Below are 14,599 nucleotides of genomic sequence, written 5' to 3'. Positions count from 1 at the left end.
AGCAAACCGCCATGTCGTCCCCCGATCACTCACCGCTGGGCAAGGCCACCGTCTACGCGGACCGCTACGACGCCAGCCTGCTCTTCCCGATTCCACGCCAGGGCAAGCGCGACGAGATCGGCATATCCGCCGGCGCCCTCCCTTTCCATGGCGTCGACGTCTGGAACGGTTATGAACTCTCCTGGCTGGATGCACGCGGCAAGCCGGTCGTGGCCGTGGCGGAGTTCCGCTTCCCGGCCACCACGCCGAACATCGTCGAATCGAAGTCGTTCAAGCTCTACCTGAACAGCTTCGCCCAGGAACGCATGGCCGATGAGGCGCAGCTGCGCGCCACGCTGGTCCGCGACCTGTCGGCCGCGTCTGGCGGCCCCGTGGACGTGGTGTTGCGTGCGCCGAACGACCTCGATGGCACCCCGCTCGGCGAGCCGGAAGGCATCCTGCTGGACACGCAGGAACTGGATTTCGACAGCTACGGTCCGCCGCGCCCGGACTTCCTCGCCGTGCACGATGGCGATGCGCGCGAAGTGCTGGTGTCGCACCTGCTGCGTTCGAACTGCCCGGTGACCGGGCAACCGGACTGGGGCAGCGTGCAGATCGCTTACACCGGCGCGCCGGTCGACCGTGCGGGCCTGCTGCGTTACCTGGTTTCCTTCCGCAGCCACACGGAATTCCACGAGCAATGCGTGGAGCGCATCTTCATGGACATCCAGGCGCGCTGCGCGCCTCGCGAGCTTTCGGTCTATGCGCGCTACACCCGCCGCGGCGGCCTGGACATCAACCCATTCCGCAGCACCGACCCGGCCGCCGTGCCCGCGAACCCACGCGGTGCGCGCCAATGATGAATGGCGCATTCATGCGTTCTTCATTGGTCTTGCCTTTAGTTGTGTAGCCTGTACCCTGCGGCGGCCAAGGGGATCCACCCTGACGCCCCTTTCGTTTCGAACCTGACAAGCCACTCCCGGAATCCAGACATGAAGCTTTCCTTCCGCTCGTCCGCCCTCTGCACGGCCACCATCGCCGGCCTGCTGGTCCTCACCGCCTGCGGCAAGAAGGAAGAGCAGCAGAACACCGCCCCGGCCGCCGCCACGACGGCGCCGGCCGCGACCGCCACCGCGCCGGCCCCCGCCGCGCCGGCCCCCGCGACCACCGCCGCTGCCGCGCCCGCTGCCCAGCCCGCTGCCGCCCCGGCCGCTCCCGTGGCCGCCAGCGAGTCGCTGAAGGTCGGTTCGGTCACCCTGGGCAGCGCCGTGGGCGCCGACAAGAAGGTCGCCAAGGCCAAGACCACCTTCGCCCCGACCGACAAGACCATCTACGCCTCCGTCGCCACCGAGGGCACCACCGCCGGCGCCACGCTCAACGCGAAGTGGACCTACCAGGACGGCGACACGACCACCACGGTCAGCGACATCAGCCAGTCGATCAGCACCGACGGCCCGGCGGTCACCACGTTCAAGATCCAGAATCCGAACGAATGGCCGGAAGGCAAGTACAAGGTCACCGTCTCGCTCAACGGCCAGGCCGTAGGCAACGAGGCGTTCGAGGTCAAGAAGAAGTAAGCCTTCCAGACCTTGCTAACGAGAAAGGGCGCGACCACGGTCGCGCCCTTTCTCGTTTCTGGTGGGAGCCGCTCTGGTGGGAGCCGACCCTGTCGGCGATGGGTGCTTGCTAAAACCTGGCCCGCCGCCGCGGGATCGCCGACAGGGTCGGCTCCCACCAGGTCGTCGGCTCCCACCAGGTCGGCTTCCCATCTGTGAATCTAGCCAGCCAGCAGCGTGTTCAACGTGCCGTAGCCGAGGTCCTTCGGCTCGGTCCCCAGGAACTCGGCAGCCATCCGGCCTGCCGTCGCATAGGATTCCAGCGACAGCGCGATGCCCGCGCTGAGCCGCCGCGCACCGGCGGCGAACAATTTCTCTCGCGATGGCAAGCCTGGCACCAGCATCACGTTCAACGGCATCGGCCGGAGCGCCGCCGCCACGCGGCGGATTTCATCGAGCGCCGCGATACCCGGCACGAACATGCCGTCGGCACCCGCCTCCCGATAGAGGCTCCCACGCCGGAGCGTTTCCTCGACGGCGGCATCCCCGGATGCCATGCCACGCAGGTACACGTCCGTCCGTGCGTTGATGAAGAGGTCGCGCCCGCCGAGGTGCGCGCGGATCGCGCGAATCTTCGCGGCCAGCGAATCGGGCGCCTTGACGCCATCCTCGATGTTGATGCCCGCGACGCCCACGTCGACGAGTGACGAGACGAAATCGGCCACCTGCCCGGGATCGTCGGAGCACCCTTCCTCGATGTCCACGGTCAGCGGAACATTCACCACCCTCGCGATGCGTCGTATGGCGGCAAGCATTTCCTCCACGGGCAGGCGGTCCCCATCGGCCCAGCCGCAGGACCACGCGACACCGGCGCTGGTGGTGGCGACGGCGGGCGCCCCGGCATGCTGCACGATGGCGGCGCTGGCGCCGTCCCAGGCGTTGGCGAGGACCAGCAAGCGTTCGCCGGCATGGAGGTCACGGAGGATCTGGGCATTCATGGGTGGAAGGTCCCTGCGAAGAAAGTGACGACACGATCCGCCACCCGGGCCTCGACCGCAACGCCTTTTCGCCGTGTACGGCGCGCCAAGGCCCGGTGAGACGCCACCTCACCCCTCACAGACACCGGCTTCAACACCGCGATGCTCGAATGGCACCCGCCCTGGCACGGCGACGAGCGCCGCGCGGGCATGACCGATCGAGGAACCGCCATGAACGAAGACACCCTCAAGGGCAAGTGGAAGCAGTTGAGCGGCAAGATGAAGGAACAGTGGGGCAAGCTGACCGACGATGACCTGAAGGTCGCCGAAGGCAATAGCGAATACCTCGCGGGCAAGGTCCAGGAACGCTATGGCGTGGCGAGGGATGAAGCGGAGCGGCAGGTGAAGGATTTCCGCGACCGCATCGATCGCCAGCACTGAGCCCTTCCCATTCCCTACTCGCCAGAGGAGACAAGCCATGCTTCATTGGGCCGTCATTTTCTTCGTCATCGCGCTGATCGCCGCCGTGTTCGGATTCACCGGCATCGCCGCGGGCGCCGCCAGCATCGCGAAGATCCTTTTCGTGGTCTTCCTGATCCTGTTCATCCTTTCGCTGCTGTTCGGGGGCCTGCGCCGCGGGCCGAGGGTATAGCGAGAGCAATCCCGGCAGCACGAAGACACGCCCCGGTCGAAAGGCCGGGGCGTTTTCGTTCCACGCCGCGGTGCACCCGGGCCGGCGCCGGCCTATGATCGTCTCTCCCCAGGAGACCGGTCATGGCGACTGCCACGCTATCCATCCTCGATACGATCCCCCGCGTCACGCTGCTCGACGATGCGACGCCCATCCAGCGGCTGGTACGCATCGAGGAAGCCCTCGACCTGCCCGCACGGCGCATCCGGCTTTATGCAAAACGTGACGACCTCATGCCGCTCGGTGGCGGCGGCAACAAGTTGCGAAAACTCGAATACCACCTCGGACAAGCACGCGCGGCCGGCGTGGACACGATCGTCAGCGTGGGCGGCCTGCAGTCCAACCACGCGCGCCTTGCCGCGGCCGCCGCCGCGAAATGCGGGCTCGCCTGCGAACTGTTCCTCGCACGGCTCGTCCCGAAGAGCGACGCCGACTACGAGAAGAACGGCAACGTGTTGTTGAACGACCTGTTCGGAGCACACACCACCTTCCTGCCCCATGGCACCGACGCCCTCGCCGTCGCGGAAACGCGCGCGGCTGAACTGCGGTCGGAAGGCCATGCGGTGCTCGTGATCCCGACGGGAGGGTCCACGCCCGTTGGCGCGCTCGGCTACGCACGCTGCGCACGCGAGATAGTCGACCAGGAGGGTGCGATGGACCTGCGTTTCGATCGTCTCGTCGTACCGAACGGAAGCGCCGGGACGCAGGCCGGGCTCGTCGCGGGTTTCGCGGCGATGGGACGTCGGCCGGATCGGGTGAAGGGCTACGCGGTACTCAAACAGGGCGATGCCGCACGACAGGGCACGCTCGGCCTGGCGAGGGAAGCGCTACGCCTGCTCGAGTCGGATGTGGTGCTGCACGACGACGACGTCGCGGTCGACGACGCGCACCTGGGTGGCGGCTATGGCGTGGCGACCGAAGGCATGAAGGAAGCGGTGCGGCTCATGGCGAACCACGAAGGGGTACTGCTCGATCCGGTGTACTCCGGAAAGGCCTTCGCCGGCTTGCTGCACGACCTGCGCGAAGGACTCGTGCGTGATGGCGAGACGGTGCTTTTCATCGCCACGGGCGGCGTGCCCGGTCTCTTCGCCTACCGGGCAGACCTGGCCGGCTAGCACCTTCTTGCTGTGGTGGGAGCCTTCAGGTGAGGTGTTGCTTCAGGAAGGCGTGGGTGCGGGCGTTTGCCTTCTCCGCGTCCGCCGCGTCGTAGTGATCACCCTGGGGACGGGCGAAGGCATGGTTCCTGCCAGCGTAGACGTGGATCTCCACATTGGGACGGCTTTCCAGCACCTGTTTGATCTTCGCTTGCGCTTCCTTGGTCATGTATTCGTCGTCGCCCGCCAGGTGCATCAACAACGGCGTGGCCATGTTCGCGCCACGCTCGACGAACTCCTCCGTGCGACCACCGTAATATTCCACGGCCGCGTCGACCTTGCCGCGAGCCGCGGTGAGGAACGACAGCAGCCCACCGAGACAGAAACCGATCACACCCGCCTTGCCGGCCGCTTCGGGCAACGCCCGCGCGGCCGCAATCGTCGCTTCGATGTCATCCGTGGCCTTGTCGAGGTCGAATTTCATGTAATAGCCCAGCGCGGTCTTCCAGTCGGCTTCGCTATGCTCCGACAGCAGGATGCCCGGCTCGAAGCGCCAGAACAGGTCGGGCGCCACGGCGATGAATCCGTCGCGAGCCAGGCCATCGGCAATCGCCCGGATGCCTTCGGTGACACCGAATATTTCCTGGACCACCACGACGACGGGAGCGGGCGTGGCGGCCGGCATGGCGATGTAGGCCTCGAACGTACCGTCCGGCGTTTTCACAGTGAGGTGGGACACGGGCGTTGCTCCATCAGGATTGCCGGGCGCGGCGCGCCAGTGGCAGCACGTTAGCAAGCGCTCCGACGGGCGTCTTAGACAGAAGTGACCTCACCGGCCTCGCGCGACTCCGCCGGCTACCGGGCGTCAGGCAACACCACCGTCGCGACCAGCCCGCCGCCCTCGCGGTTGGCGAGGGTCAGGTTGCCACCGATGGAACGCATGAGCTGGGTCGCGATGGCCAGACCGAGCCCGGCGCCACCCGTGTCACGATTGCGCGAGGCTTCGAGCCGGTAGAACGGTTGCAGCACTTCCTCCAGTTCGTCCTCGGGAATGCCCGGCCCGCGATCCGATACGGTGATGCAAAGGCCTTCGCGGGCATCCGCCGATACGCCGACCTCGGCCGAGCCGCCGTACTTGATGGCGTTGTCGAGGAGATTGCCGAGGACGCGCCGCAACGCCCGGGGACGTGCCACGCAGACGCCGTGGATACTTCCCGCCAGCGTCACCGGCTGGCCCGAATCCTGATAGTCGAAGACGAGGCTTTCGAGGAAAGCGCCTGGATCGATGCGCACCGGTGCCTCTTCGCCGCCATGCGCGCTTCGCGCATAGGCCACGCCCTCGCGAACCAGGTGCTCCATCTCGCGCAGGTCGTCGAGTATCCGGTCGCGCGCGGCGCTGTCACCGAGCGATTCGGCGCGCAGGCGCATCCGCGTGATCGGTGTCTGCAAGTCGTGCGAAATCGAGGCGAGGATGTGCAGGCGCTCCTTAAGGTAGCGCCCGATCCTGTCCTGCATGGCGTTGAACGCCACTGCCGCGTGCGCGACCTCCGTCGGCCCGTCTTCCGCGAGACGCGGATTGTCCACGGCGGGTGTCAGGCCTTCCGCCGCACGCGCCAACCGCGCCAGTGGACGCGTCGCCTGGCGCACCGCGATCCAGGCACAGGCCAGCAACACCACCACCTGTAGGATGAGCACGAAGGGCAGCCAGTGGGCCACGGGAACGCCGTGTGGCGTGACCTCGAGCGTCAACGGCGAGCCGTCATGCAGGGTGAGGCGCACCTGGTAGCGCTCCGGCGCCATCGAGGTCGTGGCGCCACGGACCTGGAAGGCCGGTCCCACCTCCTTAGCGATCCGGGCGGTCACGTCGCGCGAGCGTTCCGTCGCCAGCGGCGTGCCTTCCTCACCCGGTCCGAGGATGAAGCGATAGTTGTCCCTTTGCAGGCGCGGCAGCCATTGCGGACGCTCGGCCGCAGGCACGCGGTCGAGCACCGCCACCGAGGTGCCGACATCGTGCTCCAGGGTATTGAGCATGACGGTCGTGGCGCTCTGGTAACGCTCGTAGAACATGAATCCGAACGACAACCCCTGGGCGAGCAACAGGCCCGCGAAGATGATGATGTAAATACGGGAAGCCATGCTTCGTGGCCACCAGCGTGGCGCGCGCGAGCCTCCACCGGCCTTCATGATACGTCTCCATGCACGGTCACGGGCATGCAGAACACATAGCCTTCGCTGCGCACGGTCTTGATGTACGCCTGCTCCTTCGCATCATCCTTCAGGCGCTGGCGAAGGCGGCTCACCATGAGGTCGATGGAGCGATCGAACAACTCCGCGTCACGGCCCTGCGTGAGGTTCAACAACTGGTCGCGCGACAGCACGCGCTGCGGATGGTCGAGCAGCACGCGAAGCAAGCGGAACTCGGCGCCACTCAACGAGACCACGGTGCCATCCTCGTCCAGCAGGTGTCGCGCCGTCGTGTCGAGGCGCCAGCGGCCGAATGAAATGGTCTCGCTGGACTCGGTGATGCGCAGGTTCGGCGGCAACATCCTCGTGCGCCGGATCACCGCCTTGATGCGTGCCAGCAATTCGCGTGGCGAGAACGGCTTCACCACGTAATCGTCGGCACCCATTTCCAGCCCGATGATGCGGTCCGTCTCGTCGTCACGCGCCGTGAGCAGGAGGATCGGCACCGCCCGGTGCTTGCCGCTGCGCAGGTTGCGGCACAGCACCAGGCCATCGTCGCCCGGCATCATGATGTCGAGCACGATGAGGTCGAAGGCCGAGGTATCCAGCTGCGCCATCATCTCGCGGCCATCCGCGGCCGCCGTCGCGCGCAATCCGTTCTTGCGCAGGTAGTCGACGACGCCCGTGCGGATGCCGTGGTCGTCGTCGACGACGAGGATGTGATCGATATGTTCCATGCGCGAAATTCTCTCGATGACGTGTGGCGCGCGAGGCCGGTTACATCATGCCTTGTTCAGGAGCTGGCGGACGCGGGCTTCGGTTTCCTCGTAGTTTCCCTCACCGAAATGGCTGTAGACCACCCGGCCGTCGCGGTCGATCAGGTACAACGCCGGCCAGAAGCGATTTCCGTAAGCGTTCCATGTCTGGTAGCCGTTATCCATAGCGACCGGCCAGGTGATGCCATAGCGGGCGATCGCTGCCTTCACGTTGGCGGGATCACGCTCCTCGTCGTACTCCGGCGTATGCACACCGACTACCACGAGCCCATCCTTGGCGTATTTGTCGTAAAGCGCCTTGGTATGCGGCAACACATGCAGGCAGTTGATGCATTCATGCGTCCAGAACTCGACCAGGACCACCTTGCCGCGCAACCCGGCGATGGATAGTGGCTGTGAATTGAACCAGCGATCGATACCGGCGAAATCCGGCGCGGGGGCCTTGGCGGCGGAGTCCTGGGCGAGCGCGGTGGAGGACCAGTTACCCGGCCATGCCGCGACGAGGGCGGCACCGATAGCCAGGGTGGCGAGGGCGAGGCGAATGGGGCGCATGGGGAATTCCTCGTGGTGGCGACGGGACCCGGCAGAGGTACCGGGCATGGTCTTATTGGGCGCCCGCCGTTTATCCCGCACGTGTCCCTCGCCCCGCCTTTTTGTATCGGCATGTACAAGCCGGGGACGGGCCGCCCAAGACCAAGGCGCGCGCGCTTTGTATCCGAATGTGTCGAGCCGCTGCAGCGACACGGTTCGATGCACTTTCGCCGCCATCGGGACACAGCCCGGATACGCCCTCGCGGTTTCCTATGACCACCCACAACGGAGACCACGACCATGGCCCAGATCGAGAACGTCCTTTACACTGGCAAGACCCACACCACCGGCGGCCGCGACGGCGAGTCGCGCAGCTCCGACGGCCGCCTCAACGTGAAGCTCTCCTCACCCGGCGGCCCGGGCACGGGCAGCAACCCGGAGCAGTTGCTCGGCGCGGGCTGGTCGGCCTGTTTCATCGGCGCCATGGGCCTCGCCGCCCGCGAACGGAAGATTACCCTGCCGAAGGATACGGCGGTCGACGCCGAGATCGATCTCGGCACCGGCGACGGCGGCTATTTCCTGCAGGCACGCCTCACGGTCAGCCTCCCCGGCATCGACCCGGACGTCGCGCACGACCTGATCCAGTCCGCCCATCGCACCTGTCCGTACTCGAAGGCGACGCGAGGGAACATCGACGTGGAGATTCATCTCGCGTGACTGCACGCGCGGCAGATCGACGCCGGGGAACATCACCGGTGCCGATGCGACAGCTATTAAGACCTGCCGAGTCGCCGGAGCCTGGTGGGAAGCGGACTGGTCCGCGAGTCCTCGATCGTCCTGCTAGCGAGGGAGGCCTAGCGTCGAATGATAGAGGCTCTCACCGCTCTCACAGATGCGATGCATCGCCTCTCTCGCTCGCCCTAACTTGACGGATCGCGGACCACCACTACACCTTCGATGACGCCAGTCGCCTGACCGACATCACGGACGGGGCCGGGAACCGCATCCACTACACCCTGGACGCGGCAGGCAACCGGACCAAGGAAGAGACCTTCGATGCCTCGGGTGCGGTCCGCCGAACGGTGTCGCGCTCGTTCAATAGCCTGAGCCAGTTGTTGACGGTCACGGATGCCTTGAACCGCACCGTGCTGTCGTTTGACACCACCGACGGCTATGACGCAGAAGGCAAGCCGGTGCACGCGCGGGATGCCAAGGGCGTGCAGCAGAAGCAGGGATACGATGCGCTCGGCCGTCTGGTCAGCACCATCAACGACTACAACGGAACGAACACGGCGACAGCCAACGCCCAGACGGTTTCCCAGTACGACGCAAGCGACACGTGGCTGGTATCAGCGACCCGTCGGGTCTCAATACGGTCTACGATCACAATGGGTTGGGGGATCTGACCGGCATCCACAGTCCGGATACGGGAACGACGCTGTTCACGGTCGATGCGGCAGGCAACCGCATCACGAAGACCGATGCGAAGGGAATCGTCACGACGTATGGGTACGATGCCCTGAACCGGATGACCTCGGCGACCTATGCCGATGCCAGCCTCAACGTGGCCTACTTCTACGACGAGGCCAACACGGTGACCGGGTGTGCTGCCTCGTCACCCGTGGGCCACCTGACCCGGGTCGTCGAAAACGGGGTGACCACGAGCTACTGCTACGACGCCCGGGGCAACGTGACAGACAAGCGCCAGACGCAAGGCACGGTGACCGACACCATGCACTACGTCTACACCCCTGCTGACCGTGTCCAGAGCGAGACCCGGCCTGGCGGCGCCGTGGTGGCTTACATCCGAAACAGCCTCGGGCAGGTCACCGGTGTGACGGTGACGCCGGTATCAGGCGCGGCGCAAACAATTGCCTCGAACATCACCTGGTTGCCGTTTGGTCCCATGCAGGCCTACACCCTCGGCAACGGGCAGACGGTCACCCGCACCTACGACAGCAACTACCGAGTCACCGACATCGTCTCCCCGGCTCTCGAGCTCCATTTCTCGCTCGACGAGATGGGCAACATCACGGGGGTGAGCGAGTCGGGTGGCGGCACGGCGAGCTACCTCTACGACCCGCTCTACCGGCTGACTTCCGTCAGGAACGCGACCGGTACGGCAGTCGAGGCCTACACGTACAACCCCACCGGGGACCGCCTGAGCAAGACGGCGCCGGGGGCCTACACGGGGACGTACAAGTACAAGGCTGGCACGCACTGGCTGACCAATATGGGCACGGCCACCCGCACGTATGACGCCAATGGCAACACGACAGGCAACTCGGCGGCGGGCACAGTGTGGGGCTACGGATACAACGGCCGGAATCGGATGACGGCGATTACACAAAATGGCGCGACCGTTGGCACCTACGTGTACAACGCCATGAACGAGCGGGTGTCCAAGAGCCATGGCTCGACGACTACGCGTTTTGTGTACGACCAGGCGAGCCAACTGGTCTCCGAGGCATCGGGCTCGACGCGGCGCGACTACATCGCCGTTGCCGACATCCCGCTGGCCGTGGCTGATGGTGCTTCCCTCGGCTTCATTACGGCGGACGGCCTCGGCTCGCCTCGCGCGGTGACGTCGTCGACCGGTGCTGTTGTCTGGACCTGGCCGTATGCGACCAATCCGTTTGGCGAGAACCGGCCGGTTTCAAGCACGGGCTATGTGCTGAACCTACGGCTGCCAGGCCAGTACGCGGACGGGGAAGCCGGACTGAAATACAATCTCAATCGCAGCTTCGATGCGGCGACGGGGCGGTATCTTGAGAGCGATCCGGTCGGCCTTGCTGCCGGACCGAGCACCTATGGATATGTGGGCGGCAACCCGTTGAGCTACATCGATCCTCTCGGCCTTGCCTGGCAGTACGCATTCGGGCTGAACCTGACCGTCATCACTCCGCGACGTCCCCCCAGATTTGAGTAGCGCCCCGGTTTCGAGTTCAATCCCCCACCAGAAGGAGATTGGACGTGAAGAAGCGTTTTTCCGAAGAGCAGATCATTGGTTTCCTGCGTGAAGCCGAGGCCGGCATGCCGATCAAGGATCTGTGCCGCAAACACGGCTTCAGCGAGGCCTCGTACTACCTGTGGCGAAGCAAGTTCGGCGGCATGAGCGTGCCCGAGGCCAAGCGGCTGAAGGACCTGGAGTCGGAGAACGGACGCCTTAAAAAGCTGCTGGCCGAGCAGCTTCTGGAAAATGAGGTCATCAGGGAAGCTCTGCGAAAAAAATGGTGAGCGCACCGGACCGGCGCGAGCTGGTGCGCTATCTGATCGGCAAGGAACTGAGTGAACGCCGGTCGCTGGCGATCGCCGGCATGAGCGCAAGCGCTTACCGATACGAACCGCGGCCCGACCCCAATGTCGAGCTGCGCGAGATGATCTGCGCGCTGGCGAATCGCCATAAACGCTACGGCGTCGGCATGATCTACCTCAAGCTCCGCCAGACCGGACAGATGGTCAATTACAAGCGAGTTGAGCGCCTGTACCAGGAGGCGAACCTGCAGGTGCGTCGGCGCAAAAGGAAAAAGGTACCTCCGGCCGAAAGGCAGCCACTGCTCCGGCCCGCGGCCGCGAACGAAGTTTGGTCCATCGATTTTGTCTTCGATCGCACCGCCGAAGGGCGCGTCTTGAAATGCCTGACGATCGTCGATGACGCCACGCATGAGGCTGTCGCCATCGAGATTGAGCGGGCGATCTCAGGTATCGGCGTAACGCGTGTCATGGATCGCCTGGCCGTCACTCGGGGGCTGCCGAAAATCATTCGCAGCGACAACGGAAAAGAGTTCTGCGGCAAGGCCATGGTCGCATGGGCGCACGAACGCGGCGTGCAGCTGCGACTGATCGAGCCTGGCAAGCCGAACCAGAATGCCTACATCGAGTCGTTCAACGGAAGGCTTCGCGATGAATGCCTCAACGAACATTGGTTTCCCAGCCTTCTGCATGCCCGAACCGAGATCGAAAACTGGCGACGGGAATACAACGAGGAGCGACCGAAGAAAGCACTCGGCGGACTGACTCCCGCTGCTTACGCGAAACAGTTACATTAATCCCGGACTCAAAATCGGACCGCTACTGAAGGCGGGGGGACGTCGTCCGTTCACTGGATTCTCCATCAACTTCCAGGCCGGCTTCACTATTGATGGATGGAACTCTCGGGGCTTCAACCAAGCGCAGTTCAATGTTTCCGAGGGTGATACCAGTCACGGATACTTCTTCGGTGCTGGTCCGAATGCGGGTGCCTCCCAGACGGATCCGCTTACTACCGGCATAAGCTCATCCCCCTACCTCGAAGGCGATGCGGCGTTTCTTCTCGGCGGTGGCGGTTCGGCGACGAAGAATCCCTGCGGTCAAGTGTCTTATGGTCTGTCACGAGGTCTCAAGGCGTCTCCGGGCATTGGTGTTGGCGGTTTTTCGGGAACCTCGTATTCTGCGACCTTGACCGGGCCGAGACTCGGCACAATTTTCGGGCATTGAGGCAACGGAGAAGATCAATGAACCGGACAGGGAAACTGTTTTGGGGTGCGGTGGCTGCTTCGGCAGCGACGGCGGCAGGATGCGTTGCCGTTTTTACCTGTTCGCAGTCGGTCGGCAGCGTTCCTGTTCTTGATCCTGAAGGCATGGCCTTCAAGATCATGCCTTTTCTCGAATCGTTCGTTTTTGTCGAGAACGTTGCCGCGCTGTCGTTGCTGGTTCGGAAGAAATCGTATGCATCAACAGTGGGGTGGGTACTCGCCTTCGCCGCCGTTGCCACTGGCGGTGCCTTTGTTGTGGCTTCGACCGACTCAGGGCCAACCGAGATGGTGCGATGGTCACTCTATTTGATGCTCGACGTTGGTGCAGCGCTGCTATTTGCTTTTGCCATCGGTTGGGCCCTGCCGAAATGGCGTGGCACCCGTCACAACTCCGCCGTTACTCCAAATGTTTAAAGCACTTTTCCTGATCAGCACGCTTCTCGGTTTCGCCAGCTTCTTCTGGGCTGCCACCGGTGCTGTAAAGCTCATGCGCATCAACGTTCGTGACAGAGCGGGAGAAAGCAGGCTCCTTTGAGCGATCCATTCAATGCAATGCTGATGCCGGGCCTGGGTGCGGAAGGGCTTTCCTTGCGGCGCAGGGTTTGGATGGCTTTTCTCACTTGTATCATGTGCGTGGCGGTGGCCGTCACGGCAACACACTGGATGTGAGTTTTCTCGCCTTTCACGTATCGTGAGTACGACGACCTGTCACCGATTCGTGCAGCAAGGCGTGATACTCGTCAGTCCGGTGCCGAGGGTGTCGCCCTCGTCGGCCGGTGCTGCTGTCTGGACCTGGCCGTATGCGACCAATCCGTTTGGCGAGAACCGGCCAGTTTCAAACACGGGCTATGTGCTCAACCTACGACTGCCACGCCAGTACGCGGACGGGGAAGCCGGACTGAAATACAATCTCAATCGCAGCTTCGATGCGGCAACGGGGCGGTATCTTGAGAGCGATCCGGTCGGCCTTGCTGCCGGACCGAGCACCTATGGATATGTCGAAGGCAACCCGCTGGCGCTCATCGACCCATTGGGCTTGTGGTCTTTCTCATTCGAGGCTTATCTTGGGTTTGGCGGCGGTATCCAGTTTGGCCGTGACCCCACGTCCGGCGAATGGTTCTATGGCGGTCACCTTGGCGTAGGCGCATCCATTGGTGGATCGCTCGATCCTGCCGGCAAACGACCCGGCGCGGACGGTAAGGACTGCACTCATGGCTCAACGCTCGGAATTTTCAACCAAGCCGGAATCACTATTGGCCCGGCATCCTGGAATCCGATTCAAAACTCAGTCGGCTTGAACCTGGACAGCTCGGGCAAAAGGTACGAGGAAGGTGGCCCGGCCGACTCGCTAACCCTCAATCGGACCTCGCCGAAAGCTTTTGGGATTGGATGGTCGACAGGCATTGAGGTTGTAGGCCACTAGACATGAATGACCTTGTCGCTAACTTTCGAAAAATGCCAGGGCCTCTCAAGGTCCTAACACTGTTCTCGCTGATGTCAGCGCTGCTTATAGCTGCGACGGTGGTCCCAGGCGGTGCCGTTGTCGGTCAGAGGAGGGTGGGATTAGAGGACTGGTGGACCAACGGCAGCGGGCTAGTATTCACTGTAGCTGTTTGCCTTTTCTTCAGCGCGGGAATCTTGCTACTTAAAGCACGACGGCTTGGTCGACTGACCTACATATTAAGCGTCGTTGGGCTCTACATTGCAGGCTACTTTATCGAGCTGATCAACGGCGTGAGTTACTCTCGTGATGACTATTTCTTTGATCTTCTCTTCGTGGCTTTGCAAGTTGCAGCTTTGAGCGCTTATTTTTTCCTGAACCGACGGGTGAAGGACTTCTTGGTTAGCTAGCAAGGCTGCGTAAGCCGGTTGAGGCCACTGATGTCACGTCCCAGGAAAGAAGCTGATGAGCTATGCCACCGGCGATGCCGACGTTGTCGCTGAAACGGAAGTTGCACTTGTCCACAGCCCGGCGACTTTGTTGCTGGTGTCGGGCGCAGTCGACGCATACATCGACCAGAACTTGGTGACCATAACGTCTGGGCGAATCCTGGCTCCCCGCAAGCTGCGGTTCAAGCCGAGAAGCGATCGTTATGCGTCTTAAAGGGGATTGTTGCCTTTAAGGGTCAAGTGTCGAGCTTGAGCGTTAGCGACACTAGTAGCCACCCCGCTTCGGAAGGCTTAAGGGCAAAGAATGGCGCGCCTGGAGGGATTCGAACCCCCGACCAATGGCTTCGGAAGCCACTACTCTATCCGGCTGAGCTACAGGCGCGTAACAGCGGACCGGCATTGTAGCG

The 14,599-nt window shown here is 63.6% G+C and carries 18 protein-coding genes and 1 tRNA gene; 13 read left to right on the top strand and 6 right to left on the bottom strand.

What is annotated here, in order from left to right; genetic code table 11:
• The first annotated feature begins 11 nt into the window (after positions 1-11).
• Positions 12-839 (top strand): NADPH-dependent 7-cyano-7-deazaguanine reductase QueF, encoded by an 828-nt coding sequence (gene queF / locus QFZ41_RS11430; protein WP_429198888.1) that lies wholly within the window; start codon positions 12-14, stop codon positions 837-839.
• Positions 840-971: 132 nt separating this feature from the next.
• Positions 972-1,556: a hypothetical protein gene (locus tag QFZ41_RS11425; protein ID WP_429198887.1), complete on the top strand. Its 585-nt coding sequence runs from the start codon at positions 972-974 to the stop codon at positions 1,554-1,556.
• 200 nt (positions 1,557-1,756) lie between these two features.
• On the opposite strand, the gene QFZ41_RS11420 is transcribed toward QFZ41_RS11425, so the two are convergent.
• Positions 1,757-2,533: an isocitrate lyase/PEP mutase family protein gene (locus QFZ41_RS11420; RefSeq protein ID WP_429198886.1), complete on the bottom strand. Its 777-nt coding sequence runs from the start codon at positions 2,531-2,533 to the stop codon at positions 1,757-1,759.
• A gap of 210 nt (positions 2,534-2,743) precedes the next feature.
• Between QFZ41_RS11420 and QFZ41_RS11415 the strand changes: the two genes are divergently transcribed.
• The 3 genes from QFZ41_RS11415 (at position 2,744) to QFZ41_RS11405 (ending at position 4,318) form a co-directional block, all read left to right on the top strand.
• Positions 2,744-2,953 carry a CsbD family protein gene (locus QFZ41_RS11415; RefSeq protein WP_429198885.1) on the top strand — a complete coding sequence of 70 codons (210 nt, stop codon included), beginning with the start codon at positions 2,744-2,746 and terminating at the stop codon, positions 2,951-2,953.
• Between the two features lie 37 nt (positions 2,954-2,990).
• On the top strand, positions 2,991-3,164 hold the full coding sequence (locus QFZ41_RS11410; RefSeq protein WP_167028689.1) for a DUF1328 domain-containing protein: 174 nt from the start codon (positions 2,991-2,993) through the stop codon (positions 3,162-3,164).
• Positions 3,165-3,286: 122 nt separating this feature from the next.
• Positions 3,287-4,318 carry a D-cysteine desulfhydrase family protein gene (locus tag QFZ41_RS11405; RefSeq protein ID WP_429198884.1) on the top strand — a complete coding sequence of 344 codons (1,032 nt, stop codon included), beginning with the start codon at positions 3,287-3,289 and terminating at the stop codon, positions 4,316-4,318.
• A 25-nt stretch (positions 4,319-4,343) separates the two neighbouring features.
• On the opposite strand, the gene QFZ41_RS11400 is transcribed toward QFZ41_RS11405, so the two are convergent.
• The 4 genes from QFZ41_RS11400 to QFZ41_RS11385 all read right to left on the bottom strand — a co-directional run bounded on the left by QFZ41_RS11400 (position 4,344) and on the right by QFZ41_RS11385 (position 7,809).
• Complete coding sequence (locus QFZ41_RS11400) at positions 4,344-5,036, bottom strand: dienelactone hydrolase family protein (RefSeq protein ID WP_429198883.1); 693 nt, start codon at positions 5,034-5,036, stop codon at positions 4,344-4,346.
• A 116-nt stretch (positions 5,037-5,152) separates the two neighbouring features.
• A complete protein-coding gene (locus tag QFZ41_RS11395; protein ID WP_429198882.1) occupies positions 5,153-6,433 on the bottom strand; it encodes a sensor histidine kinase in 1,281 nt (426 codons plus the stop codon).
• 44 nt (positions 6,434-6,477) lie between these two features.
• The gene (locus tag QFZ41_RS11390) at positions 6,478-7,218 is read right to left on the bottom strand and encodes a response regulator (RefSeq protein WP_429198881.1); all 741 of its coding nucleotides are present in this window, start codon (positions 7,216-7,218) and stop codon (positions 6,478-6,480) included.
• Between the two features lie 45 nt (positions 7,219-7,263).
• Entirely contained in the window at positions 7,264-7,809 is a 546-nt protein-coding gene (locus QFZ41_RS11385) for a thioredoxin family protein (RefSeq protein ID WP_429198880.1), read from the bottom strand.
• 279 nt (positions 7,810-8,088) lie between these two features.
• Here QFZ41_RS11385 and QFZ41_RS11380 point away from each other — a divergent pair, with 279 nt between their 5' ends.
• The 8 genes from QFZ41_RS11380 to QFZ41_RS11345 all read left to right on the top strand — a co-directional run bounded on the left by QFZ41_RS11380 (position 8,089) and on the right by QFZ41_RS11345 (position 14,406).
• Positions 8,089-8,505: an organic hydroperoxide resistance protein gene (locus tag QFZ41_RS11380; protein WP_429198879.1), complete on the top strand. Its 417-nt coding sequence runs from the start codon at positions 8,089-8,091 to the stop codon at positions 8,503-8,505.
• 365 nt (positions 8,506-8,870) lie between these two features.
• Complete coding sequence (locus QFZ41_RS11375; RefSeq protein ID WP_429198878.1) at positions 8,871-9,194, top strand: hypothetical protein; 324 nt, start codon at positions 8,871-8,873, stop codon at positions 9,192-9,194.
• Positions 9,128-10,717 carry an RHS repeat-associated core domain-containing protein gene (locus tag QFZ41_RS11370; RefSeq protein WP_429198877.1) on the top strand — a complete coding sequence of 530 codons (1,590 nt, stop codon included), beginning with the start codon at positions 9,128-9,130 and terminating at the stop codon, positions 10,715-10,717. Before QFZ41_RS11375 ends, QFZ41_RS11370 begins: the two co-directional genes overlap by 67 nt.
• A 44-nt stretch (positions 10,718-10,761) precedes the next feature.
• Positions 10,762-11,837, top strand: a protein-coding gene (locus QFZ41_RS11365; RefSeq protein WP_429198855.1) for an IS3 family transposase whose coding sequence is annotated in 2 segments (ribosomal slippage) — positions 10,762-11,020 and positions 11,020-11,837 — 1,077 coding nt in all. Because the reading frame shifts where the segments join, the coding sequence is not laid out codon by codon here.
• Positions 11,838-12,281: 444 nt separating this feature from the next.
• Complete coding sequence (locus QFZ41_RS11360; protein WP_429198876.1) at positions 12,282-12,716, top strand: hypothetical protein; 435 nt, start codon at positions 12,282-12,284, stop codon at positions 12,714-12,716.
• A 277-nt stretch (positions 12,717-12,993) separates the two neighbouring features.
• On the top strand, positions 12,994-13,725 hold the full coding sequence (locus tag QFZ41_RS11355) for an RHS repeat-associated core domain-containing protein (RefSeq protein ID WP_429198875.1): 732 nt from the start codon (positions 12,994-12,996) through the stop codon (positions 13,723-13,725).
• Between the two features lie 2 nt (positions 13,726-13,727).
• On the top strand, positions 13,728-14,153 hold the full coding sequence (locus tag QFZ41_RS11350; protein ID WP_429198874.1) for a hypothetical protein: 426 nt from the start codon (positions 13,728-13,730) through the stop codon (positions 14,151-14,153).
• Positions 14,154-14,208: 55 nt separating this feature from the next.
• Positions 14,209-14,406, top strand: coding sequence for a hypothetical protein (locus QFZ41_RS11345; protein WP_429198873.1), 198 nt, complete (start codon positions 14,209-14,211; stop codon positions 14,404-14,406).
• A gap of 91 nt (positions 14,407-14,497) precedes the next feature.
• On the opposite strand, the gene QFZ41_RS11340 is transcribed toward QFZ41_RS11345, so the two are convergent.
• Positions 14,498-14,574 (bottom strand) — tRNA-Arg (locus tag QFZ41_RS11340).
• Positions 14,575-14,599 lie beyond the last annotated feature (25 nt).

The sequence above is a fragment of the Luteibacter sp. W1I16 genome (genome assembly GCF_050434905.1).
Classification (GTDB): domain Bacteria; phylum Pseudomonadota; class Gammaproteobacteria; order Xanthomonadales; family Rhodanobacteraceae; genus Luteibacter.
The sequence above is the reverse complement of the archived record's forward strand: the minus strand, read 5'-3'. Positions and strand labels throughout refer to the sequence as shown.